This window comes from Actinoplanes sp. NPDC051513 (assembly GCF_044454685.1).
In the GTDB taxonomy this organism is placed as follows: domain Bacteria; phylum Actinomycetota; class Actinomycetes; order Mycobacteriales; family Micromonosporaceae; genus Actinoplanes.
The window spans coordinates 1-23,206 of the sequence record NZ_JBITDW010000008.1; the positions used below are offsets into that span (position 1 = coordinate 1).

Below are 23,206 nucleotides of genomic sequence, written 5' to 3' on the forward strand. Positions count from 1 at the left end.
CGATCTACCGGAGACCTCCCTACTTTTCGATCACCGACACGCCGCCTGTGACCTGACCAGGCAACCACCAACGCCAGTTCTTAAACACGGCCTAGATGCCCTGCACCACGGGACGGGCGACCCCGCTCTCGGCATCCACTTCGTACATCCGGGCCTCGGCCAGATCGAAGTAGAGGCCCTTCAGCGTGAGGCCGTCCGCCGCCGTCACCGCCGGGTAGGTGCGCAGGTTCTCGAGCTGCCGGGCGACGTGGACCACCCCCTCATCCGATTCGCCGGGAAATCTCGTTCCGGACAGCGACAGCCATCGGCCGAGATCACCGGTGGCGTTCCCGGCCATCAGCGCCCGCACCGCGCCACACCCGGAATGCCCGCACACGGTGATCGCGACCACCGCGATCAGCGCCGCCGGCAGCATCGAGAGCCGGACGAACCGCGGCCAGAGCAGCAGCACCCGACGGTGAGCAGCCCGAGCAGCGCCGAGACGCCGTGGTGGCCCGCGATCTGGGCCGGCAGGTCGCGCAGGTTGCGCCAGGCCTCGCTCTGCGGCCGGCCGCCGAGCAGCACGTGCACCTGGCTGAGCGCGATGACCAGGCCGATGCCCGCGAGCATGCCGTGCACGACGGCCGGCGAGAGGGCGAGCGCGGCCCGCCCGAGCCGGGACGCGCCGAGCGCGATCTGCACCAGTCCCGCCAGCGCCACGACGGCCGCGGCGCCCGCGAACCCGAAGGCGCCGATCACCCCGGCCACGATCACCGTGAGCCCGGCCGCCGGGCCGCTGACCTGCAGGCGGGCGCCGCCGATCGCCCCCGCCACGATGCCGCCGGCGACGGCCGCGATCAGGCCGGCCAGCAACGGCGCCCCGCTGGCGGCCGAGATCCCGAGCGACAGCGGAATCGCGATGAGGAACACGACGACGGAGGCCAGGAGGTCATGCTTGATGACGGACATTTCCGAAAAACATAGTTAAGGCGCTACCTGGCCGTTACGACGCGGGGTTTTCCAGGTAAGCCACAGCGAACTGCCGCCGGGCGTTCAGCCACCCGCCGCGTGCCAGGCGCGCAGCTTGGCCGGATTCAACACGATCAGCACGGCGGTGATGCCGGCGCTGGTGGTGTCGAGCGCGGCCACGGCGAGGGCCCGGCCGGTGCGGCGCAGCGCCAGCCCGGTGCGGCCGTTCACAGCCTCGGCCGTCAGCTCGGCGCCGGGCCGCTCGCCCAGCAGAGCGATGGCGAGGCGGGCCACGCCGTCGGCGCCGCGGATCGGGCCGAGCGCCGGAAGCGTCCCGCCGCTGTCGCAGACCGCGGCGGCATCGGGATCGAGGATGGCGCGCAGCCCCTCGGTGTCACCCCTGCGGCAGGCGTCCGCGAACCTCCGTACGAGATCGTCATGCCACACGTCAAGATATTGCCCCGATCTTGTCCGGGTTGAACATCCACAGGATGTGGTCGATGCCATCGGCCGAAGCGCCGATCGTGAGCACACACCGGACGGCGCCGCCGTGGTGGACGACGACCGAGGTCTGCCCGTTCGCGCTCACGAACCGCAGGTCGACGTCGTCCCAGAACCAGGTGGAGATCGCGGCCAGGAACCTCGTCACCCGGATCGTCCCGACGATCGGCTTCCGGGCGACGCGGACCCTCCCGTTGCCGTCGGAGAAGCTCGTCACCTCCGCCGCGAACAGCTGCTCGAGCGCGGCCACCTCGCCGGCGCGGGCCGCCGCGAGGAAGGCGTCCAGCAACTCCCGCTGCGCCCCCGCGGCCACCGGCGCGTGCCGTTCCTCGGCCACGTGCTTGCGGGCGCGCGAGACCAGCTGCCGCACCGCCGGCTCGGTGGATTTCAAGATCTGGGCGATCTGATCGTACGGGTAATCGAAGGCCTCCCGGAGCACGTAGGCCGCGCGCTCGTTCGCGGTGAGCTTCTCCATCAGCATCAGCGTCGCGAACTCGAGCGCCTCCCCGCGCTCCGCGCCCAGGTACGGGTCGGCGCTGGTGTCCACCGGCTCGGGCAGCCACGGCCCGATGTACGCCTCGCGCCGCACCCGCGCCGACTGAAGCGCGTTGATCGCCATCCGGGTCATCGCGGTCGCCAGGAACGCGCCCGGGTTGACCACCGTGGAGCGGTCCGTGGTCTGCCACCGGACCCAGACGTCCTGCACGAGGTCCTCGGCCTCGGCGGTGCTGCTCAGCATGCGATAGGCGATCCCGAACAGGCGCGGTCGCACGCTCGTGAAGATCGCTACGGCGCTTTCCAGATCCCCCTGGCTCAGTGTCACCAACCGCTCCCGTCCAGTCGATCAACGGTGCCCACGGCGTCATTCTGCGCCGTATCAAAAGAGATCCCGGATTTCGTGCGCGACGTCACAACCGAGCGCGGAGCCCGGTCCTGCTGGGTGAAGGACACATCCACTGGAGAAGGAGCCACACCCGATGTCTCGATCATGGAAGCGCCGCCTCACCGTAGGCGCGCTCGTCGCCGTCCTGCTCACCGTCGTCGGCATCGTCCGGGCGCCGGCCTTCGCTTCCGGCGGCCACGGAGCGAAACCCACCGTGGTGCTGGTGCACGGCGCCTGGGCCGACGCCTCCGGCTGGAACGGTGTCGTCAAACGGCTCCAGGACGACGGCTACCCCGTGGCCGCCATTCCCAACGAGCTGCGCTCGCTCTCCGGCGACGCCGCGAACGTCCGCGCCTACCTGCAGACCATTCCCGGCCCCATCGTGCTGGTCGGACACTCGTACGGCGGCGCCGTCATCACCAACGCCGCGACCGGCCTGCCGAATGTCCGGGCCCTCGTCTACATCGACGCGTTCGCGCCCGACCAGGGTGAGGACGCGACGTCGCTGGCCGGCCCCGACTCCGCCCTCTCGGTGCCCGACCCCACCACGGTGTTCACCCTGATCCCGCCGACCCTGCCGCCGACGCCGGCCACCGACCTCTACCTGAAGACCCCCACGTTCCTGACGTCGTTCGCCAACGGGATCCCGGCTCGCGACGCCCGGATCCTGGCCGCCACCCAGCGCCCGGCCACCATCGGCGCGCTGGGCGAGCCTTCCGGCGTACCCGCCTGGAAGACCATCCGCTCCTGGTACCTGATCGGCACCAAGGACCTCATCATCCCGCCGTCGGTCGAGCGGACCATGGGCCAGCGCGCCGGCTCGGACATCTCCTACTTCGACGCCGGCCACCTCGGCCTGATCTCCGACCCCCAGTCGGTGACCCGGGTCATCGAGCGCGCCGTGAAGGCAACCGCCTGACGAGGGCCGCAGCCCGGCTCCGGCCGGGCTGCGTGCCCGTCACGACATCGTGCGACTCCCGGCGGTCATCGGCGGCCCGTCACGGTGAACGACGCCGTCATCTCCGCCGTCGAGCTGCCGCCCCCGTAGACGTCGATCCGGCCGGGCTCGACGATGAACCGGCCGTGGTTGTCGTAGAAGCCGAAGTCGTCGCGGTCGAGCGTGAAGCTGAGCGTGCGGTGCTCGCCGGGCTGCAGCGTCACCCGGGCGAAGTCACGTAGCCGCCGCACCGGTTGCGAGATGCTCGCGACCGGATCGTGCAGGTACAGCTGGACGACCTCATCGCCGGCGCGGGTTCCGGTGTTGGTCACGTCGACCGACGCGGTCAGCCGTTTGCCCGGCGCCACGGTGGCCGCGCTGAGCCGCAGGTTCGTCACCGAGAACGTGGTGTATGACAGGCCGAATCCGAACGGGTAGAGCGGATCGCAGCTGCCGAGGTCGCGGTATCGCGAATCCCACTTCTGACTGGTGTCGCACGGGCGCCCGGTCGGTTCGTGGTTGTAGTAGATCGGCACCTGCCCGAGCCGGCGGGGGAAGGAGACCGGCAGCTTGCCGCCGGGGTTGACCTTGCCGAACAGGACGTCGGCGACCGCGTTGCCGGCCTGCATTCCCGGGAACCAGGCCTCCAGGATGGCCGGCGCGGACGCGGCGACCCGTTCGAGGGTGAGCGGGCGGCCGTTGAACAGCACGACCACGAAGGGCTTGCCGGTGGCCTTGATCGCGTCGATCAGCTCCTGTTGCCGGCCGGGCAGGTCGAGGTCGCTGCGGGCGGCCGCCTCGCCGCTCATCTCGCGCGACTCACCGAGCGCCAGCACGACCTGGTCGGCCTGGCGGGCGGTGGCGACAGCGTCGGCGAACCCGTCCGGCGTGCAGTCCGCGGCCGGGTCGTAGTCCGGCGGGTCGGTGTGCGGCAGGGTGCATGCCTGCGCGTACGTCGTGGTCCCGGTGCTCTGCGCCCGGATCCCGGTCAGCGTGGTGACCGCGTCCTCGTCGCGGCCGATGCCCCACCACGGGCCGAGCATCGCGTGGCCGTCGTCGGCGAGCGGGCCGATCACGGCCGTGTTCTTGGCCGGGTCCAGCGGCAGGGTCGTCGCGGCGTTCTTCAGCAGGACCATCGACCGCCCGGCGGCGCGGCGGGCCGCCGCCACCGCGTCCGGCAGGAGCTGGGCGGCCTCGGCCTTGGACACGTCCGCATAGGGGTGCTCGAACAGTCCGGCGCGGAATTTCACGCGCAGGACCCGCCGTACGGCGTCGTTGATCCGGCTCGTCGAGATCCGGTGCTGGGCCAGCAGCTCGGCGCCGTAGTCGCGCAGGAACGTGCTCGTCATCTCGGAGTCGGTGCCGGAGTTGAGGGACAGCGCCGCCGCGTCCGGCCCGTCCGCCGCCACCCCGTGACCGCACGGTCCGCTGTCGGGCCGGACCGGTGGACAGGCTCGCATCTCGGCCACCGCCGTGTAGTCGCTCTCGATGAAGCCGTCGAACCCCCACTCGCCCTTGAGGATCTCCGATTCCGTGTACGGGTTTCCGCAACCGGGCACGCCGTTGATCGAGTTGAACGAGCACATGGCGGTGCCCGCGCCGGCCCGGACGGCGGCCTGGAACGGCGGCAGGTACAGGTTGCGCAGCCGCTGCTCGGACAGGTCGGTCGTGTTGTAGTCGCGGCCGCCCTCCGGCTGCCCGTACGCGGCGTAGTGCTTGGGGCTGGCGATCACCTTGTCCGGCGCGCTGTAGTTGCTGCCCTGCGCCGCGGCGACCCGCGCGGCGGCGAAGACCGAGCCCAGGTACGGGTCCTCGCCGGCGCCCTCAGCGATGCGACCCCAACGCGGCTCGTGCGACACGTCGACCATCGGCCCGTAGATCTGCTTGAGACCGACCGCGGCGGACTCGCGGGCGCCGATCCGGTCGTCGTCGGCGGCAACCGACGGATCGAAGCTGCTCGCGGCGCCCAGCGGGATCGGAAAGACGGTGCGGAACCCGTGGATGGTGTCGAAGGCGAACAGCAGGGGGATGTGCAGCCTCGACTGCTCGACGGCGATGTGCTGGAGCTGGTTGATCCGCACGGGATCGGTGAGGCTGAACACCGAGCCGAGCCCACCGCGTACCTCGTCGTCGGTGACCATGAAGTCGGGCAGCAGTTGCAGTTGCTCCAGCTTCTCGGTCAGCGTCATCCGGGCCAGCAGCGCATTGACCCGCGCTTCGACGGACGGCGGCCCGCCCGGCGCGCCGCCCGCTCCGGTGGTGCCGAACAGAGTGACAGTCACCGCCGCGGCGGCGATCGACCGGAATCTGACCATCTCATCACGCCCCGGGACCCGCACATTTAGACGATCGTGAATACCCTCCGTCCCGGAGCGTACGCGCATCGTGACCGTCAGGCGACCGGCGCCCGCCACGCCCGCACCCCGCGTGGCCGGCACCCGGCCGGTGCTCCGCCGCCCTCGGCGTCAGGGCAGCACGCGGTAGGTCAAGTGGGTGATCGCGGTCGCGGCCCGCGACCTCACCTGGTCGAGCTTCAGCGGCGGCACGCCGTCGAAGATGCGCGTGCCGACGCCGAGCGTGAACGGCACGACATGCAGCCGCAACTCGTCGACCAGACCGGCGGTCAAATGCTGATTGATGGTGGCCGCGCCGCCCAGGATCGCGACATCGCCGTCGCCGGCCGCCGCGCGCGCCTGTGCCAGTGCCGCCTCGATTCCGTCGGTGACGAAGTGGTACGTGGTGCCGCCGTCCATCGGCTGCGGTTCGCGCGGGTGGTGGGTGAGCACGAAGGCCGGCGCGTGGAAGGGCGGATCGTCGCCCCACCAGCCGTTCCACGGCCGGTCCCAGTCGCCGCGCACCGGGCCGAACATGTTGCGGCCCATGATGAACGCGCCGGCCGCGAGAACCTGGTCGATCTCGGCGCGGTTCTCGCCGGGATTGTCGAACATCCAGGCGTGCAGCTTGCCGCCCGAGCCGTCGCCACCGTCGTCGCCGAACGGGCGTTCCTCGGTCTGGTCGAGCCCGGCCGAATATCCGTCGGCCGAGATCGTGATGTCGCAGAACACCTTGCCGCTCATCGAACCCTTCCCTCGCCTCGCCTCGAATGACCAGCATCAGCATGAGACAGGGTTTGGCATGACGTCCAACGCCATTCTCCGGCCGCGCAACCCGCGCTATTGCCGGGACGTCAGGGCGTGGCGGGTGGCGAAGGCGGTCATCTGGGCCCGCTGCCCGGCCGGGTCGGCGGCGGTCAGCGAGACCACGAGCCGGGTCACGCCCTGCTCGGCGTGGCGGGACACCTGCTCCGGCGTGAGGTCGATCGACCCCCACCGGGTGTAGTCGAGCGCCCGCCCCGTGGAGCGCGCCACCTCGAGCTGCCGGGCACGCTCGTCGGGCGGGAGGATGCCGCCCGGGAACCAGCCGTCGCCGCGGGCCGCGGCTCGCCGGGCGGCGGCGAGCGACGAGCCTCCGATGTGGATCGGCAGGTCGGCCAGCGGCGTGGGAAAGCTGCACAGGTCGGTGAAGTCGTAGAACTCGCCGTGGTGGGAGACGGGCCCGCCCGTCCAGAGCAGCCGCAGCACGTCGATCGCCTCGTCGGCGCGGCGGCCGCGGGTGCGGAAGTCGACGCCCGCGGCAACGGCCTCGTGCGGCAGGGCGCCCACGCCGACCGTCAGCAGGCGCATCCGCCCGCCCGACAGCACATCGATGGTGGCCAGGCGCTTGGCGAGCACGACCGGGTGGTGGTACGGCAGCAGCAGCACGGCGGTGCCGAGCAGCAGGCGGGTGGTCGCCGCCGCGACGAAGGCCAGGCAGTCGAGGGGGTCGGCGATCGGCAGGTCGGCCGGGAACTCCATCGCGCCGAGCCGCGCGCCGGGCTGAGTCGCGATGTGCTCAGGCAGGTAGAGCGCCTCGAACCCGCACTCCTCGGCGTGCCGGGCGTGGTCGAGCAGGCGGCCGGGCTCGTCAACGAAATGCGGGGTGCTGTAGCTGATCGCGAACCTCATGCGCCGCGACCCTAGACGTTGCCGCCGGTGTCAAGGCAAGACCACGCCGACCTCGGCGCCGGGAGCGATCAGAGCACAGAGCGATGCCGCTTCCGCGACGAGGGGGTCGAGGTCGATTTTTCCGTACGGGTAAAGCGAAAGTCTCCCGTCGCGGAGCTGCCACGTTCCCTCCCACCGCCCGTCGACCAGGAAAGTACCGGTGGTCGCGCCGTTGCCGGGCGGGAGGGGAACGCGGCGACCCGCCGGGTTGAAGCGGCTGCGGTCCCGGTGGGAGAGCAGCAGATTGTCGTACTCGGGCAGAAAACGCGGCGGGGCGAGGACGTCTTCGCCGGGCCTCGGCGCGGCCGGCAGGTCGTACAGGATCTGGTTGGTCTCGGACCGGAAAGTCAGCAGCGGCAGCCGTTCCACCACCTCGGACAGGCGCGTGAGGCCCGACCACATCTGCAGGTCGGCGATGCCGGCCGGCCCGAAGGCGCCGAGGCCACGAAGCACCAGATCGTCGAGCGGGGTGGTGCGCAGCGGCCGGCCGAGCCAGGTTTCGACGGGCGTCCACGCGGCCGGGCCGTTGCCTCCCCAGATTCCGCGCGGCGGCACCTGGCAGATCGGCACCTCCTGGGCGGCGGCGAACGCCAAGGCGCTCGGATCGTCGCCCGGCCACCGCGACGCCAGCCGGGCGCCCAGGGCGGCGCGGGTCAGCGGCTGCTCACCGAGAACCCGGGTCGCCTCGTCGCGAATCTCGTCGAGGCTCGCGGACAGGCCCCGGATGTGCAGGGCGATCGCGGCGGAGTGCCGCTGCCGGAAATGGCGGTGCCAGTTGAGGCAGTCGCGCGCGCTCACCAGGTGCACGGTCGCGCGCATCAGGTGCGCCCGCACGACGCGGCGTTCCTCGGTCAGCTTCGACAATTCCCCGGGCACGAAGCCGGCCAGGCGCGACCAGAGACCCACGTAGGGGGCGAGGGGGGCCTGGGACTGCATGCCGCCGAGGTGCTCGATCGCGTCGAGCGCACCGATGGTTTCGCGCTTCAGCAGAAATTGGCGGGCGAGGGTGGCCCGGTTGAGCGCGCGCCGGCTGAGCGTCGTCGTCATACCGGGAAGGCTAGGCGGGATTGCGGTCAGGTTCCGTCCGCAATGTGGGTGGCCAGCCAGTCGATCGTCTCGCGGAGGTAGGTGGCGCGGTTGGCGCGGTGCAGGAGGTCGTGGCCCTCGCCGGGGAAGAGCAGGTAGCGGTGGGGGTGACCCCGCTCGGCCAGGGCGGCGACGAGCTGCTCGGCCTCGACGATCGGAACGTTGGTGTCGTTCTCGCCGTGGACGATCATCAGCGGCGCGCGGAGGCGGTCGAGATGGTTGATCGGCGAGAGGTCGGCGAGCAACTTCTCGTCCCGGTCCGGGTCGCCGTACTTGGAGATCGCGGCCGCCGCGATCCACGGCTCCGTGTCACGATAAAACGTAAAAAAGTTTGACATGCCGCAGACGTCGACGCCGACGGCGAACAGCTCGGGAAAGCGAGTCAGGGCCGCGAGCGTGAGAAAGCCGCCATACGACCTGCCCATGCATCCGATCCGCGACTTCGCGGAGATGCCGGAGTCGACCAGGTGGCGAACGCAGGATCGCACGTCCTCGATGGCCGCGTACCGCTTGGCCCCGTTGTCGGCGTTGACGAAGCTTCGCCCGAACCCCGACGACCCGCGCACGTTGGGCGCGAAAACGGCGATCCCCCGCTCGACGAGGCCCTGGAACAGCGGCTCGTGCCCCGGCCGCTCCTGAGCCTCGGGCCCGCCGTGCAGCCAGATCGCGGCCGGGTGCGGCCCGTCGCCCCGGGGCCGATAGAGCCACCCGCTGAGCGGCAGCCCGTCGTGGGCGGAGAACGTCTCGAGAGTGGGCCGCACCGCCCCGGCGGCGGCCGGCGTCGCCGATACCGCCCGCGTCACCGGCTCGCCGCGCCCATCGGAGATCTCGGGAGCGTGGGAGAGCTCGTGCACCCAGACTCCGTGCGGCTGCCCAGGCCCTTCGGCGGCGAATGCCAGCGCCGATCCGTCGAAGCTCCATTCGAGCCCCGCCGCCACCCTCCCCGGCAGCGGCAGCCGGCGCCGCCGGCCGCCCCTAAGGTCGATGAGCTCGACCTCGGACTCGCCACCACGGACATTCCAGAGCGCCGCTACGACGCGGCCGTCCGCGCTCAACGCGAACGCCTCGACCTCGGCGTCGTCGGCCGCGGCCAGGAGCTCGCCGCCCGCCCCGGCGGCGAGGGGAGGCAGGGCGGCGCGAGTCACTCTGATCAGCACCGGGAATTCGCCGGCCTCCGAGCGGACGTACACCGTCCGGCCGTCCGTGCCGAAGACCGCCTGCTCGCCGGCCGCGACCGGTATGTCGGCGCCGGTACCGACCTGCGCGTGGGCGCCGGTTGTCAGGTCCCGCACCAGGATTCGGCGCTCGCCGCGCGGGCCGGCCCGGAGCAGCGCCCGCTGGCCGTCCGGCGATACGTCCAACAGGGAGATGAGCGTTCCGGTGGCCACGACCGTGCGGGCGGCGGCGACCGGGTCGATCAGCACGGCCGTCGTGAGGTTCTCGGTCAGGGCCAGCAATGAGCGGCCCGGCAGCCAGCGCATGTTCTCCGCCGTGTCGGTGCCGAAGCCGGCCACCTGGTGCAGCTCCGAGCCGTCCGGCCGCACCAGCCACACCTCGTGCCGCGGCGCGCCGCCCGGCGCGACCTGGCAGGCCAGCCATCCGCCGCCGCTCGACCAGCGCACGGCCGTCACCGGCTCGCCGGTCTCGACATGGAAGGCCCGCGTGCTGCCCACCGGCTGCACCCACACCTGCGGCCGCCCGCTGCGGTCGGAGACATAGGCGCAGTGGCCGCCGTCCGGCGACAGCGTCGGCGACCAGCTGCCGCCGGCCTCGGGCGGGAGAAGGCTCGTCCAACGCGCCGGCAGGACTGTCACATCCGGCGACCCCGCCCCCACGATCAAATTCCCTTGTCCTGCAACCACATCTCGAGCAGGGCCAGCTGCCACAGCTGGTTCGCGCCGAGGGTCGTGCGGGGCGTGTTGGGGTCGGCCAGCAGGCGCTCGACGTACTCGGGGCGGAACAGGCCCCGGGAGCGGGCCGCCGGCGCCAGCAGCGCGTCGCGCACCCGGTTGAGCATCGCGCCCTCCAGGTGCCTGATGCCCGGAACCGGGAAGTACCCCTTGGTCCGGTCGATCACCTCGTCGGGCACGACGCCGCGGGCCGCCTCCTTGAGCACCCCCTTGCCGCCGTGCGCGAGCTTCAGCTCGGGCGGGCAGGCCGCGGCCACCTCCACCAGCTCGTGGTCGAGGAACGGCACGCGCGCCTCCAGGCTCCACGCCATCGTCATGTTGTCGACCCGCTTGACCGGGTCGTCGACGAGCATCACCTCGGAGTCGAGCCGCAGCGCCGCGTCCACGGCCGTCTCCGCGCCGGGCCGCCCGAAGCTCGCCGCCACGAACGAGAGGCTGACGTCCTCGTCGGCCAGCCAGCGCGGGTCGAGCTGGTCGGCGAGGTCACGGTGGGGGCGATCGAAGAACTCCTTCGCGTACGTCTCGACGGCCCGTTCCCGGGGTACGCCGGAGAGCGGCGCGTACCAGCTGTAGCCGGCCAGGATCTCGTCCGCCCCCTGCCCCGACTGTACGACCTTGACCTGCTTTGACACGTCTTCACTCAGCAGGTGGAACGCGATGCAGTCGTGGCTGACCATCGGCTCGCTCATGGCCGCGACCGTGCGCTCGACCGCGGGCAGGAACCGGTCGCGCCCGATGCGGATCTGGTGGTGGTCGGTGTCGAACTGCTTGGCCACGAGGTCGGAGTAGGCGAACTCGTCGCCGCTCTCCCCGCCGGCCGCCTCGAACCCGATGCTGAACGTGGTGAGCCCGCGCTGCCCCTGCGAGGCGAGCAGCGCCACGATGTAGCTGGAGTCGATCCCGCCGGAGAGCAGCACCCCGACCGGCACGTCGGCGACCATCCGCCGCTCGACCGCCACCAGCAGCCTCTCGTGGATCAGAGCGGGCCAGTCGTCGACGTCGAGGCGCCGGGTGAACGACGCCGCCCAGTAGACCTCGTCGGCATGCGTGCCATCGGCCCGGATCGTTCGCACGGTGGCGGGCGGCAGCTTTCGCACACCGGAGAGGATGGTCCGCGGCGCGGGGACGACGGAGTGGAACGTCATGTAGTGCTGCAACGCCACCTTGTCGATCGAGGTGTCCACGTCACCGGCCGCGAGCAGCGCCGGCAACGTCGAGGCGAACCGCAGCCGCCCGGGCTTCTCCGCGTAGTAGAGCGGCTTGATGCCGAGCCGGTCGCGGGCGAGCACCACCTCGCCCGTCTCGTGGACGAGCAGCGCGAACGCGAACATCCCGAGGAACCGCTTCACGCACGACGATCCCCACCGGTGGTACGCCTTGAGGATCACCTCCGTGTCCGACGTGGAGACGAAGCTGTACCCGTACGCAAGAAGCTCTTCTCGAAGCTGTTTGTAGTTGTAGATGCAGCCGTTGAAGACCACCGTGAGCCCGAGGGAACGGTCGGTCATGGGCTGGGCGCCGGCGTCGGAGAGGTCGATGATGCTCAGGCGGCGGTGGCCGAACGCGACCGGGCCGCGCTCGAAGAACCCCTCGCCGTCCGGCCCGCGCGACGCCAGGCCGGGCAGCATCCGCCGGACCGCCTCCGCATCCGGCGGACGACCGTCGAACCGAAGCTCACCGGCGATACCGCACATGCGTCCTCCTCAACTCGACAGCAACCAGGTGTCCTTGGAACCGCCGCCCCGGGAGGAGTTGACGATCATGCTCCCGGCCGGGGCGACCCGGGTCAGCGCGGCCGGCGCGACCACCGACGACGTCCTCCCGGTGAAGACGAACGCGCGCAGGTCGATGTGCCGCGCGGCGAGCTGATGCCCGTCGAAGACCGGATGCGTGGACAGGGGCACGACCTCCTGCGCCACCCACCGGCGCGGCGCCGCGAGGATCTGCCGGCGTACCGCCGCGAGGTCGTCGGGCGACGCGTGCGGGCCGATCACGATGCGGTCCCCGCCGTACCCGTCGACCGGCTTGCAGACCAACTCGCCGAGGCGCGCGAGAACCTCCTCACGTTGCGAGCGGATCCCGCACAGGTACGTCGGCACGTCCGCCAGCAGCGGTTTCTCGCCCAGGTAGTACTCGATGAGCCGGGGCACGTACGCGTAGACGGCCTTGTCGTCGCCGATCCCGTTGCCCAGGGCGTTCGCCAGGGTCACGGTGTCCGCGTGCAGCGCGGCCACCAGGCTCGGACCGAGCGGCATGCCGTCGGCCCCCGGGGCGTGCATCAGGTCGTCCTCGCCCATCCGCAGGTAGATCACGTCGACCCGGTAGCGCTTGCCGTCGCGCCTCCGGTAGACCCGGGTGTCCTCGACGAACAGCTCGGTCGAGCGCACCACCGGCACGCCCATCTCCTCGGCGAGCATCCGGTGCTCGAACCAGGCCGCGTCGTCCGGGCCCGGGCTGAGCACCACCACCCGCGGGTCGTCGCCGGCCGCCGGGCGGGCCGCCTCGCGCAGCGCCCGCAGCAGCAGCGACGGCGTCGGCTCCACCGAGAGCAGGCCCTCGGGGACCGGCAGTTCGGGCAGCACGCTCGCGGTCAGGCGACGGTTCTGCATCGCGTACCCGATCCCCGACGGCACCCGGATGTTGTCCTCCAGCACGTACCAGGTGCCGTCCACGTCGCGGACCAGATCGACGCCGGCCACCTGCGCGCGTACGCCGTCGTGGCCGACCAGGGCGCCGCTGGGCCGCAGCTCCGGCGACCCGTCGATCACCCAATCGGGGACGATCCCGTCCCGGACGACGGTGCGGTCGCCGTACACGTCACTCACGAAACGATCCAGTGCGCGGACCCGCTGCACCAGCCCCGCGCTCAGCCGCCGCCAATCTTCGGCGGGCACGATGCGCGGCACGAGATCGAACGGGAAAAGCCTGGTCGCGGCCTCGCCCGCCACGCTGAAGGTGATGCCCCGCGAACGCTGCTCGTCGTCCCGGGTGTCCTCGCGACGGCGCAGGCCGGCCGAGCCGAGGGCGCTCAGGACATTGACGATGCCGGCGTACGCGGGGGCGACGTCACCGCCGGGGAACGCCTCGTCGCCGTGGCCGGCGTACGGGAAGAGACCCGCCGGAACGGTGTCGCCCGGGCCCGCGTGCCCGATGCCGGTCGCCCCGCCGCGCGTGTCCTCGACGACCAGATCAACCACATCGGAGATCCGGCCCCGCCGGGCCATCGCCCGGCGCTGGCGGGACGCCGAGCTGCCGCGGCTCAGCGCCCGCACCGACAGGTCGAAGACCTGCTCCCAGTCGCCCAGCTCCGCCAGCTGCGGCCGCAGGTCGCCGATCAGCTGCTCGACCGCCGCCGCGGCCGGGACCGGCACCGGCGACCGCGGCAGATCGAGCAGGTCACCCTCGAGGCCCGAGCGCGCGGCCCGCCACATCGCCGCCCGGTGCAGCGGCGGCCGCACATGCGTGACCGGTAGGCCGGCCCGGTGCTCCTGCCGCGCCCGCAGCACCAGCGCGCGGAACAGACCGGCGATCAGCACCACGGTGTCCGCGTCCGGGCTCGAATCGGTCACCCGCAGCTCGACCGTCGGCACGTGCGCGGACGGGCGGACGTCGAAATAGACCATCTTGGGGTCGGCGATCGTGCCCGAGGCGATCAGGTCGGCGACCAGCTCGTCGTGCTCGGCCGCCGAGCGCAGCACGCCCGGGTCGCCCGCGGTCGGCCAGCGCAGCCACACCAGCGAGCGGACGCTCGCGTAGCCGGAATCCTCGCCCAGCCAGTACGGCGAGCTGGTCGAGAGGGCGAGCAGGATGGGCAGCGAGGGGCCCACCCGCTGGGTCACCGCGACCGCTTCGTCCCGGTCCGGCACTCCTACGTGCACCTGCGCGCCGCAGATCAGCTGTTCCCGGGCGAGCAGCTGGTAGTCGTCGAGCATCCGCCGGTAGCGCGAGGTCGGGGTCACCGGCAGTGACTCCAGGTCGACGAGCGGGACGGTTCCGGCGGCCACCAGGCCCAGCCCCCGCCTCTCGGCCTCCCTGATCGCCGCGCGGCGCAGGCCGACGATCCCGTCGCGCAGGCCGTCCAGGGTCTCGGCCACCGGGGTGTTGGTCTCGACCACCGAGCGGTGCAGCTCGGCGGAGTAGCTGCCGGGTTCCAGGTTCGCCAGGATCTCGGGCGCCCGGGGCACCAGCTCGCGGGTGACCAGGTCGACGACGTGCAGTTCCTCCTCCACGCCGAGCGTTAGGTCCTGCTCTTCTTGCACGGCTTCCGGGGCGATGGGGAGTGACTCCGTCATGCAGACCGCCTTCGTGCTCGGATGGCTCCTAACCCTCGCCATCGCCTGTGCCGAATTCGTGACGTGCCCATTTCGCGATCAGACCAAGCATGACCGCGGCGACACAGCGCCCGCCAGCCCGCGGCCATGCGCACACCCTGTAACCTCGGGCCGTTCCGATTTACGCGGAGGTCTTGATGAGCAGTGTGGTCGTCGTCACCGGTTCGGCCGGCCTGATCGGCTCCGAGTCGGTCCGGCACTTCGCCGCCCTCGGCATGGACGTCGTCGGCATCGACAACGACATGCGCGGCTATTTCTTCGGCAAGGACGGGTCCACCAAGTGGAACCTGGACCGTCTGACGAAGGAGGTCGGGGAGCGCTACACCCACCACGACCTCGACATCCGCGACCGCGACGGCCTGCTCAAGCTGTTCGCGTCGCTCGGCAAGAACGTGGGCCTGGTCATCCACTGCGCCGCGCAGCCGTCGCACGACTGGGCGGCCCGCGAGCCGTTCACCGACTTCGACGTGAACGCGGTCGGCACGCTCAACATGCTCGAGGCGGTCCGGCAGCATTGCCCGTCGGCCCCGTTCATCTTCACCTCGACCAACAAGGTGTACGGCGACCTGCCCAACTCGCTGCCGCTGCTCGAGGGCGACACCCGCTACGAGCTGCCTTCGGACCACAAATGGTTCGGAGGCATCGACGAGACGATGTCTATCGACCAGTGCCTGCACTCGGTCTTCGGCGCCAGCAAGGTCGCTGCCGACGTCATGGTCCAGGAATACGGCCGCTACTTCGACCTGCCCACCGCGGTGTTCCGCGGCGGCACGCTGACCGGTCCGGGTCACTCGGCCGCCGAGCTGCACGGCTTCCTCGCGTACGTGATGCGCTGTGTGATGGAGCAGCGCGTGTACCACATCTACGGCTACAAGGGGAAAATGGTCCGCGACGCCATCCACTCGCACGACCTGGTGTCGGCGTTCGAGGCGTTCCACCGGGCCCCGCGGGTCGCCGAGGTCTACAACATGGGCGGCGGCCGCTTCTCCAACTGCAGCCATATCGAGGCGTTCCAGATCGCCTCCGAGATCACCGGCCTCGAGGCACGCACCGACTACGTCGAGGAGAACCGCGTCGGCGACCACCAGTGGTGGATCTCCAGCACGGCGCGCTTCGAGCAGCACTACCCCGAGTGGAAGCTCACGTACGACGTGCCGGCGATCCTCCGCGAGATGTACGAGGCGAACCAGGACGTGTGGAAGTAGCTATCCGATCGCCCACAGACCGCGCCCGTGGGTGGCGGCCAGCAGCCGGCCCGCGGGGTCGATCTTGAGCTGAAGCGTCGTGGTGGTCGGCAGGCCCCGGCCGAGGACCGACCACTTCGTCACGTGCGCCGGGCGGTAGAAGACGCCGGTGTCGGTGCCGAGCGCGATGGCGCCGCCACGCAACAGTTTCACCGAGTTGGCCGGGACGTCGGGCAGGTTGCCGGAAATGTCCGCCCAGTGCTGGCCGGCGTCGCGGGACTCGAAGAGGTGGCCGACGCCCGCGCCGGGCCCCTCGGTCCACTTCCGGGAGAACCCGTTGATCGCGACCAGCACGCGCCGCGGGTCGGCCCGGTCGACGTCGAAGCCGGAGACGTACCGGTTCGGCAGCGTGCCGTCGACCGGCAGCGTGAGCTGGCGCCAGCCGGTCCCGTCGGTGCGGCCGACCGCGATGCCGCGGGTGAAGCCCTGGTTGTTGCAGGGGCCGCACCAACCGGCGTAGACGAGGCCGCCGGCGGTAGCCACCGCCGTGGCCACGTGACCGTCACCCAGGTCGGCAAGGTTGACCCACTGGTCGCCGTCGCGGATCGCGTAGCCGGCCGTGTTGAGCCAGACGTGCTGGCCGCCGGCGACCCAGATGCGGCTGTCGGCGGGATCCTGGCCGATCGGGGCGATGAACCGCGCCGCGCCGATCTCGGCGTCCGGCGGCGCCACCTCGTAGCTGGTGGCGAGGGCCGGATCCGACACCCATGCGCCGTCGTTGACCGCGCAGTTGTTGGTCACCCAGATGTCGAGGTAGACGTACTCCTCGGCGATGTTGCACCCGTTGGCCGGGTCGACGATGGTGTCGCCGCCGTCGCCACCGAAGTTGGAGCCCATCGTCCGGTCGCCGGGCCGCACGATCGACTGACCGTTGTCCTGGAGGCCACCGGAGACCGCGAGGCCGTGCCGGTCCCGCCCGGCGTCGACCGAGTAGTATTGCAGAACGTCCATGGTGCCGTCGTTGAGCGAGGTCCAGTCGGTGGCGTGCCCGTCGGCGTCGGCGCGCCCGCGGACCGGCCGGCGGTACGTGCCGCCGTCGTCGCCGACCACCAGATAGGGCTGGCCGTGGTCGCGGCCCACCGCCACCGAGTGCTGGTCGGGGTGCACGGTCTGGTGGCAGTCGCCGGTCTGCTTCGACGGGTCGATGCTCCAGCACGGGAAGCCGAAGTTCCAGTACGGCCCCGGCGTCGTCCAGCTGGCGCCGCCGTCGGTCGACTCGAAGACCTCCTCGAGGCCCGCCCACACGTGGTCACGGTTCGCCGGGTCCACCTGCAGGAACTGGTTGTACCAGGCCTGAATGCCCGGCATGTAGCCCGGATCGGTCAGCGCCGAGCCGGAGTCGGCCAGCTCCCGGTAGTCGGCGCCGAGCGTCCACGGCCCGAACGGCGAACCCGAGCGGGAGACGTAGATGCCCTGCAGCGCGCTGTCCGGATTGGTGGCCAGCTGCGTCGGCGACTGCTCGATCGCGTAGTAGCGGGACCCGTCGGCCGCCGCCGCGAAGGTCACCAGGCCGACGTCGCCGGCGGTGGACGGGAGTCCGGCGAGCGTGGTCCGCTGCCAGCTCCCCGCGTTCAGCGCATAGAAGCCGTTGTACGTGTCGCCACTGCGCCACCCGGCCGCGATGATCACGCGGCCCTTCTCCGCGGCGAAGTCGTTGACGATGTTCTTGTACGGAGCGTTCGGGTCGGCCGCGCTCAGCCCGCCGGGCAGGAAGTCCGGGTTCGGCGCGAAGACCAATTTCCACGGTCCACGCAGGTCGGTCAGCGAGTGCGTGTACGCGCCGTGGTTGGTGGCCGCCCACACCGTGTCGCCGATGAACCGCAGCTTGCGGATGATCGTGCTCTCCAGCTCGGCGCCGCCGACCCGGTCGCCCGGGGAGAAGACGCCGCCGCGGGGATGGGCGAGCACGTACACGCCGGTGCCGACGAACGAGGTGGCGCTGGTGTTGGCTTCGCCGGTCGCGTACCAGAGCCGGCCGCGCGGATCGAGCCGCAGGTCGCCCGTGGACGGTGAGGGCAGGCGGTCGGAGATCGGCTGCCAGCGGCCGCCGCCGCGGGAGGAACGCCACACCCCGCCGTTGGCCGCGCCGGCGTACACGTACCCGTCGTTGTCGGCCGCCAGCCCGGTGACCCGTCCGGTCACCAAGCCGGCGCCGCCGGAGGAGTTGCTGTCGATGTCGCGGTAGCGCGGGTCGTCGGAGTTGTACGGCAGATCGGTGAGCGACGTCCAGCGCCCGGGCGAGTGCGGCAGGCTCTGCTGCTGGGCCCAGGCCGCCGAGTACGCGCCGGGCGCGACGATGCCCGGGGCGGAACGGGCCTCCGCCCACTGCTGGGCCTGCTCGGCGATCTCGTCCGGATCCTCGCCCTCGTCGTCGTCCGCCTTCAGCGCGCTGACGTGCGAGGCGCGCTCGGCCGCGAGGGCCTCGAGGTGCCGGTAGGGCATGGGACGACCGGAATCCCCGGGCGCGGACGCCGACGCGGCGGCCGGCGACACAACCAACGCGATCGCCGTGGCGGCCACGGCGACGAGACGAGGCCTCATTGCCCCTCCTTCGCTACGGTGCGCTACGTCCTGATGACCGGGAGCGCCCGCGCATCCTCGTCACGACCCGCCACGGGCGACAAGGCTCGACGAGGAACCGTAGGGAAAACCCTGCATATAAACCGGCACGAAGCAGCGAATATCACCGATGCCGCGCGACCGCTCGCGAGGCGACCGATACCTACGATCTGTAGGTATCGACGAGCTCCCGCACGTCTGGGGCCCTGCCAGGGAAAGGCGCTGGTCTCGGTGGCTCAGCCGGCGCGCAGCCAGTCGTAGATCTCGCTGTACACGGCCGGGCCGGGGAGGTGTTCCCCGTCGTAGACGTGTCCGTGCGCGGTCGGGAGGTGCGCGAGCAGCCAGTCGGCGTGGTCGGCGGAGACGTTGGCGTCCCGGGTTCCCCGCCAGATGCCGACCGGCGCCACGATCTCCCCGGGTGTGAAGCCCCACGGACGGGCGAAGGCGAGGAAGTCGTCGACCCAGCCGTCCCGGCCGTCGACGAAGGTCGCCCGGATCCGCGCCATGGCGTCCGGATCGTCGCGGGCCGCCCGCCCCGGCCGGGAGGGCGCTTCGGGGCCGCCGGCCTCGATCCGGGCGAGGACGTCGGCCGCGACGCCGGCCAGCGAGGAGCGGACCTCGGGCTCGTCGCGGGGCCGGTCGGCCGGCTTGATGCCGGAGAGCACCGCGCAGCGCGTGACCCGGTCGGCCAGCAGCGCGGCGCAGGCGAGCGCGTGCGGGCCGCCGCCCGAGCCGCCGAAGACGCCGAACCGCTGCCAGCCGTGCGCGTCGGCCAGGACCCGCGCGTCGTCGGCCGCGTCGGCGACCGTACGGCCGGGCAGCCGGGTCGAGCCGCCGTAGCCGGGCGGGTCATACACGAGATGGCGCAGCTTGCTGCGTTCCATCGCCTCGATGAGGTGTGGCCATTTCCAGCGGCTGCTCGGCGACCCGCCGTGCCAGATCACCGGGAACCCGTCGTCCGGGCCGTACAGGCAGTAGCGCAGCACGCGGCCGTCGCCGCGGGTGAGCTCGTGGGCCGGCGGGAGAGTCAACGCGCGGCGACCGCGACGCGGCTGTTCTTGAGGCTGGAGCGCTGGCTCAGGCGTACGCCCAAGGTGGTCGCGATGGTGAGCAGGTCGTTGTCGTCGCGGACGGCGAAGCCGTGCGTGGCCAGCAGGCGGGACATCGCGGCCGGGGACCAGGCCGAGCGCCACGGCTCGCCGGCCCACGGGCCCGACTTGCGGAACACGGCCGACATCGACTTGCGGATCATGTCGTTCAGCAGGGACGGGGCCTGGTAGTTGACGATCAGGCGGCTGCCGGAGGCCGAGCGGACCGCCATCGCCGCGACCGTCGCGGTCACCTCGGGGCGGGTCAGGTAGGGAACCACGCCCTCCCAGACCCAGACCGTGGGGACATTCGCACGGTGGCCGGCCGACTCCAGCGCGTCGGTGAGCACGTCGCGGGCGAAATCGACGGGGACGTACACCGGCGGGTTGCCGTCGAGGCTTTCCGCGCGGTCCTGCTTGTCTTTCTGGGAGGCGGGATGGTCGACCTCGAAGAAGGTGGCGTCGGGCAGCGGCAGGCGCCACGCCCGGCCGTCCAGGCCCGCGCCGAGGATGACGATCTGCGGGGCGCTCGCCGCGAGGACGGCGTCGTCGATGGCGACCGTGCGCGGGACCATGATGTCGCCGGAGGCGCGGATCATCTCGTACGCGAGGCGGGCGGACGCTCCGCTCGTGGGCTGCTCACGGCGTACCAGATGGACCTGGGCCTGTTCTTCCGCCCGGAGCAACGGCATCGCCGTCGGGTCCGCGAAGCGGTCGGGCGCCAGGCGGCCGTTGGCCACCGCCCGGCCCTGGCAGACGATCACAGCGGTACGACTGGCGGCACGCTCGGTCACCACCCGCAGCACGTTACCCCCGTCTTCCAGCAGGCGCACAGCGGACCCGCGGGGCACCGAGTGACAGGCGGCACGTGTGGTCTTGGCCGCGATGCATTGTCGCGGCCGGGGCCACGGGGAAGGGTTGTCGCCGTACGTGTAAGTAGCGAAACGTGTAAGTAGCGAACGGAAGGCGAGCCATGCCCCTGCGACCCGGCCGACGGGCCTGGGCGGTATGGGCCGTCGGCCTCGCCGCCTACATCGTCGCCGTCCTGCACCGCACGTCGCTCGGCGTCGCCGGGCTGGACGCGCAGGACCGTTTCCAGGTCGGCGCCGGCGCCCTTGCCTCGTTCGCGGTGCTCCAGCTTCTCGTCTACGCCGGCCTGCAGGTGCCGGTGGGGCTGCTCCTGGACCGCTTCGGCTCGCTGCGGCTGGTGGTCTCGGGCGCGCTGATCATGGCGGCCGGGCAGGGTCTGATGGCCACCGCGCACGGCGTCGAGGGCGCGGTGATCGCCCGGGTGCTGGTGGGCGCGGGCGACGCGATGACGTTCATCAGCGTGCTACGGCTGGTCCCGCTCTGGTTCCCGGCCCGGCGCGTGCCGATCGTGACCCAGCTGACCGGGCTCGTCGGGCAGGCCGGGCAGGTGCTCTCGGCCGTACCGCTGGCGGCATTGCTGGCCGGGCCCGGCTGGACCACCGCGTTCGTCGGCGCCGCCGGGGCCGGGGTCTTCGTCGCGATCGTGGCGCTGGTCGCGCTGCGGGACACGCCCGAGCGGAAGGTCTCCAGCGGCGCGCCGATCACGCTGCGGCAGCTCGGCGCCGACCTGACCGGCGCGTGGCGGCACCCGGGCACCCGGCTCGGCCTCTGGTCGCACTTCACGACCCAGTTCACCGGCACGGTGTTCGCGCTGATGTGGGGCTTCCCGTTCCTCGTCGCCGGCGAGGGCCTCGACCGGCAGACCGCGAGCACGCTGCTCACCGTGTTCGTGCTGGTCGGCATGGCGGCCGGACCGGTGATCGGGGTCCTGGTGCAGCGGCACCCGCTGCGCCGGTCGTGGCTGGTGCTCGGGATCATCGCGGTGAACGCGGGCGCCTGGACGCTGGTGCTGGCCTGGCCGGGACGCGCGCCGCTGCCCGTGCTGGTGGTGCTCGTGCTGGCGCTCGGCACCGGCGGGCCCGGCTCGATGATCGGGTTCGACTACGCGCGGACGTTCAACCCGCCCAGCCGGCTGGGCACCGCGACCGGCGTCGTCAACGTCGGCGGGTTCGTCGCGTCGCTGGTGACCATCGAGTTGATCGGGCTGATCCTGGACGCCCGGACCGGGGGCCACAACGACTACGGCATCGACGACTTCAAGATCGCCATGAGCGTGCAATATCTCATCTTCGCGATCGGGCTCGTCGCGATCTTGCGAAACCGCAGGCTGGCCCGGCGGCACCTGGCCGCCGAGGGCATCGTGGTGCGGCCGCTGCGCGAGGTGCTGGCAGAGCGACGGGGTTTAGCGGCCGACCGAACGGCTAAGGCGAAGAGCTGACGCAAACACGGAGCAGGAGTAGAGGAGGACATGACTGAGCACGCACCGGACCGGGTCTGGTCCGGCATCGACATTCCGAAAACCATTGCCGGCTTGCTGGCCGCGCTTTCGGCGGCCGTGATCGGGTCGTATCTCGGCGTCGCGGGGACGCTCGCCGGGGCCGCGGTCGCGAGCCTGATCGGATCCGTCGGCACCGAGGTGTACCAGCGCTCGATCCACAAGGGCGCGAAGAAGCTGCAAGGGACGTTCACGGCGGCGCCGGCCGCGGTGGGCACGCCCCCGGTGGCGGCGGCCGACACGACGGTCGCGCTGCCCGCGATGAACGCGTCGCGGCCGGGGACGATCCGCTGGAAGCGGGTCGCGATCGTGGCCGGCGCGCTGTTCGTGCTGGCGATGGGCACGCTGACGGCGGCCGAGCTGATCTCGGGGCGGTCGATCGCGGATGCGACCCGGGGCGGGGCCGGGGATCGCTCGACGGTCTCCAGCATCTTCGGCGACGACAGCGGCAAGTCCGGCAAATCTGAAAAGCCGGCGCCCGCATCGTCATCGGACTCCGGCGAGACGCCGAGCGAAGCGCCGTCGGAGCAGGCGACTCCGACCGAGCAGGAAACCCAGCAACCGACCGGCACGCCGACCGACAGCCCGACCACCGCACCGGCCACCCCGGACCCGACCGGGAACACCGAGACCGGCGGGACCGACTCCGGCGCCGGAAGCGGCTCCGACTCCGGTAGCGGGGGCGGCGGCGCGGACATCGCTCCCCCGGCCGGGAGTGACGCGCCGGGCAACAACGGGCCCGAAGGGCCGTAGGCGCGGATACTCAGAACCCGAGACAACCGGGACGGAGTAGACAGCATGGACGCCAAGGACATCCTGACCGAAGCCTTCGGGCGCATTCCCGACCTCGTGCACGGCGCGGTGCACGGCCTTTCCCCCGAACAGCTGCGCTGGGCGCCCGCCCCCGGCGCCAACTCGATCGGCTGGCTGGTCTGGCACCTCACCCGGGTGCAGGACGACCACGTGGCCGACCTGATCGGCGAGGAACAGATCTACGTCACCGGCGACTGGGCCCCGCGCTTCGGGCTCAAGGCCGACCCGTCGGACACCGGCTACGGCCACTCGCCGAGGCAGGTCACGGTCGTCGCCCCGGAGAGCACACAGGTCCTCGAGGACTACTACCGCGCCGTGCACGAGCGCACGCTCTCCTTCGTCGCCGGTCTGACCGACGACGATCTCGACCGGGTCGCGGACACCGCCTGGGATCCGCCGGTGACGCTCGGCGTGCGGCTGGTCAGCGTCGCGGACGACGACGCACAGCACGCGGGCCAGGCGGCGTACGTCCGCGGCCTGCTCTGACGCCGCTCAGCA

Annotated in this window: 19 protein-coding genes; 5 read left to right on the forward strand and 14 right to left on the reverse strand. The window is 71.7% G+C overall.

Annotated elements, in window-relative coordinates; all coding sequences use genetic code 11:
* Positions 1 to 91: 91 nt before the first annotated feature.
* The 4 genes from ACIA5D_RS25320 to ACIA5D_RS25335 form a co-directional block, all read right to left on the reverse strand.
* Positions 92 to 451, reverse strand: a complete 360-nt coding sequence (locus ACIA5D_RS25320) for a carbonic anhydrase (RefSeq protein ID WP_396032643.1) — start codon at positions 449 to 451, stop codon at positions 92 to 94.
* Positions 397 to 948, reverse strand: coding sequence for a SulP family inorganic anion transporter (locus ACIA5D_RS25325; protein WP_396032644.1), 552 nt, complete (start codon positions 946 to 948; stop codon positions 397 to 399). Before ACIA5D_RS25325 ends, ACIA5D_RS25320 begins: the two co-directional genes overlap by 55 nt.
* A gap of 84 nt (positions 949 to 1,032) precedes the next feature.
* Positions 1,033 to 1,395 carry a siderophore-interacting protein gene (locus ACIA5D_RS25330; RefSeq protein WP_396032645.1) on the reverse strand — a complete coding sequence of 121 codons (363 nt, stop codon included), beginning with the start codon at positions 1,393 to 1,395 and terminating at the stop codon, positions 1,033 to 1,035.
* A gap of 1 nt (position 1,396) precedes the next feature.
* Positions 1,397 to 2,272 carry a sigma-70 family RNA polymerase sigma factor gene (locus ACIA5D_RS25335; protein ID WP_396032646.1) on the reverse strand — a complete coding sequence of 292 codons (876 nt, stop codon included), beginning with the start codon at positions 2,270 to 2,272 and terminating at the stop codon, positions 1,397 to 1,399.
* Between the two features lie 154 nt (positions 2,273 to 2,426).
* Here ACIA5D_RS25335 and ACIA5D_RS25340 point away from each other — a divergent pair, with 154 nt between their 5' ends.
* Positions 2,427 to 3,251: an alpha/beta fold hydrolase gene (locus ACIA5D_RS25340; RefSeq protein ID WP_396032647.1), complete on the forward strand. Its 825-nt coding sequence runs from the start codon at positions 2,427 to 2,429 to the stop codon at positions 3,249 to 3,251.
* Positions 3,252 to 3,316: 65 nt separating this feature from the next.
* On the opposite strand, the gene bglX is transcribed toward ACIA5D_RS25340, so the two are convergent.
* The 7 genes from bglX to ACIA5D_RS25375 form a co-directional block, all read right to left on the reverse strand.
* Complete coding sequence (bglX, locus tag ACIA5D_RS25345) at positions 3,317 to 5,584, reverse strand: beta-glucosidase BglX (RefSeq protein WP_396032648.1); 2,268 nt, start codon at positions 5,582 to 5,584, stop codon at positions 3,317 to 3,319.
* 150 nt (positions 5,585 to 5,734) lie between these two features.
* Positions 5,735 to 6,346 (reverse strand): dihydrofolate reductase family protein, encoded by a 612-nt coding sequence (locus ACIA5D_RS25350; RefSeq protein ID WP_396032649.1) that lies wholly within the window; start codon positions 6,344 to 6,346, stop codon positions 5,735 to 5,737.
* Positions 6,347 to 6,442: 96 nt separating this feature from the next.
* Positions 6,443 to 7,273 (reverse strand): TIGR03619 family F420-dependent LLM class oxidoreductase, encoded by an 831-nt coding sequence (locus ACIA5D_RS25355; protein ID WP_396032650.1) that lies wholly within the window; start codon positions 7,271 to 7,273, stop codon positions 6,443 to 6,445.
* 30 nt (positions 7,274 to 7,303) lie between these two features.
* Positions 7,304 to 8,359, reverse strand: coding sequence for a winged helix DNA-binding domain-containing protein (locus tag ACIA5D_RS25360; protein WP_396032651.1), 1,056 nt, complete (start codon positions 8,357 to 8,359; stop codon positions 7,304 to 7,306).
* Between the two features lie 26 nt (positions 8,360 to 8,385).
* The gene (locus ACIA5D_RS25365; protein WP_396032652.1) at positions 8,386 to 10,212 is read right to left on the reverse strand and encodes a S9 family peptidase; all 1,827 of its coding nucleotides are present in this window, start codon (positions 10,210 to 10,212) and stop codon (positions 8,386 to 8,388) included.
* A 23-nt stretch (positions 10,213 to 10,235) separates the two neighbouring features.
* Positions 10,236 to 12,002 (reverse strand): N-acetylglutaminylglutamine amidotransferase, encoded by a 1,767-nt coding sequence (locus tag ACIA5D_RS25370; protein ID WP_396032653.1) that lies wholly within the window; start codon positions 12,000 to 12,002, stop codon positions 10,236 to 10,238.
* A 9-nt stretch (positions 12,003 to 12,011) separates the two neighbouring features.
* Positions 12,012 to 14,600, reverse strand: coding sequence for a glutamate--cysteine ligase (locus ACIA5D_RS25375; RefSeq protein WP_396032654.1), 2,589 nt, complete (start codon positions 14,598 to 14,600; stop codon positions 12,012 to 12,014).
* 176 nt (positions 14,601 to 14,776) lie between these two features.
* On the opposite strand from ACIA5D_RS25375, the gene ACIA5D_RS25380 reads away from it, so the two are divergent.
* Complete coding sequence (locus ACIA5D_RS25380; protein WP_396032655.1) at positions 14,777 to 15,844, forward strand: NAD-dependent epimerase/dehydratase family protein; 1,068 nt, start codon at positions 14,777 to 14,779, stop codon at positions 15,842 to 15,844.
* On the opposite strand, the gene ACIA5D_RS25385 is transcribed toward ACIA5D_RS25380, so the two are convergent.
* From ACIA5D_RS25385 to ACIA5D_RS25395, 3 genes are all read right to left on the reverse strand, one after another.
* Positions 15,845 to 18,424, reverse strand: coding sequence for a glycosyl hydrolase (locus tag ACIA5D_RS25385; protein WP_396032656.1), 2,580 nt, complete (start codon positions 18,422 to 18,424; stop codon positions 15,845 to 15,847).
* Positions 18,425 to 18,678: 254 nt separating this feature from the next.
* Complete coding sequence (locus ACIA5D_RS25390) at positions 18,679 to 19,473, reverse strand: alpha/beta fold hydrolase (RefSeq protein ID WP_396032658.1); 795 nt, start codon at positions 19,471 to 19,473, stop codon at positions 18,679 to 18,681.
* Positions 19,470 to 20,327 carry a class I SAM-dependent methyltransferase gene (locus ACIA5D_RS25395; protein ID WP_396032659.1) on the reverse strand — a complete coding sequence of 286 codons (858 nt, stop codon included), beginning with the start codon at positions 20,325 to 20,327 and terminating at the stop codon, positions 19,470 to 19,472. The genes ACIA5D_RS25390 and ACIA5D_RS25395 overlap by 4 nt, the downstream gene beginning before the upstream one ends.
* Positions 20,328 to 20,503: 176 nt before the next feature.
* Here ACIA5D_RS25395 and ACIA5D_RS25400 point away from each other — a divergent pair, with 176 nt between their 5' ends.
* From ACIA5D_RS25400 to ACIA5D_RS25410, 3 genes are read left to right on the forward strand one after another with little or no spacing between them, the layout of a single operon-like run.
* Positions 20,504 to 21,838 (forward strand): nitrate/nitrite transporter, encoded by a 1,335-nt coding sequence (locus ACIA5D_RS25400; RefSeq protein ID WP_396032660.1) that lies wholly within the window; start codon positions 20,504 to 20,506, stop codon positions 21,836 to 21,838.
* Positions 21,839 to 21,868: 30 nt separating this feature from the next.
* Positions 21,869 to 22,648 (forward strand): hypothetical protein, encoded by a 780-nt coding sequence (locus ACIA5D_RS25405; protein ID WP_396032661.1) that lies wholly within the window; start codon positions 21,869 to 21,871, stop codon positions 22,646 to 22,648.
* Between the two features lie 45 nt (positions 22,649 to 22,693).
* Complete coding sequence (locus ACIA5D_RS25410) at positions 22,694 to 23,194, forward strand: DUF664 domain-containing protein (RefSeq protein WP_396032662.1); 501 nt, start codon at positions 22,694 to 22,696, stop codon at positions 23,192 to 23,194.
* Positions 23,195 to 23,206 lie beyond the last annotated feature (12 nt).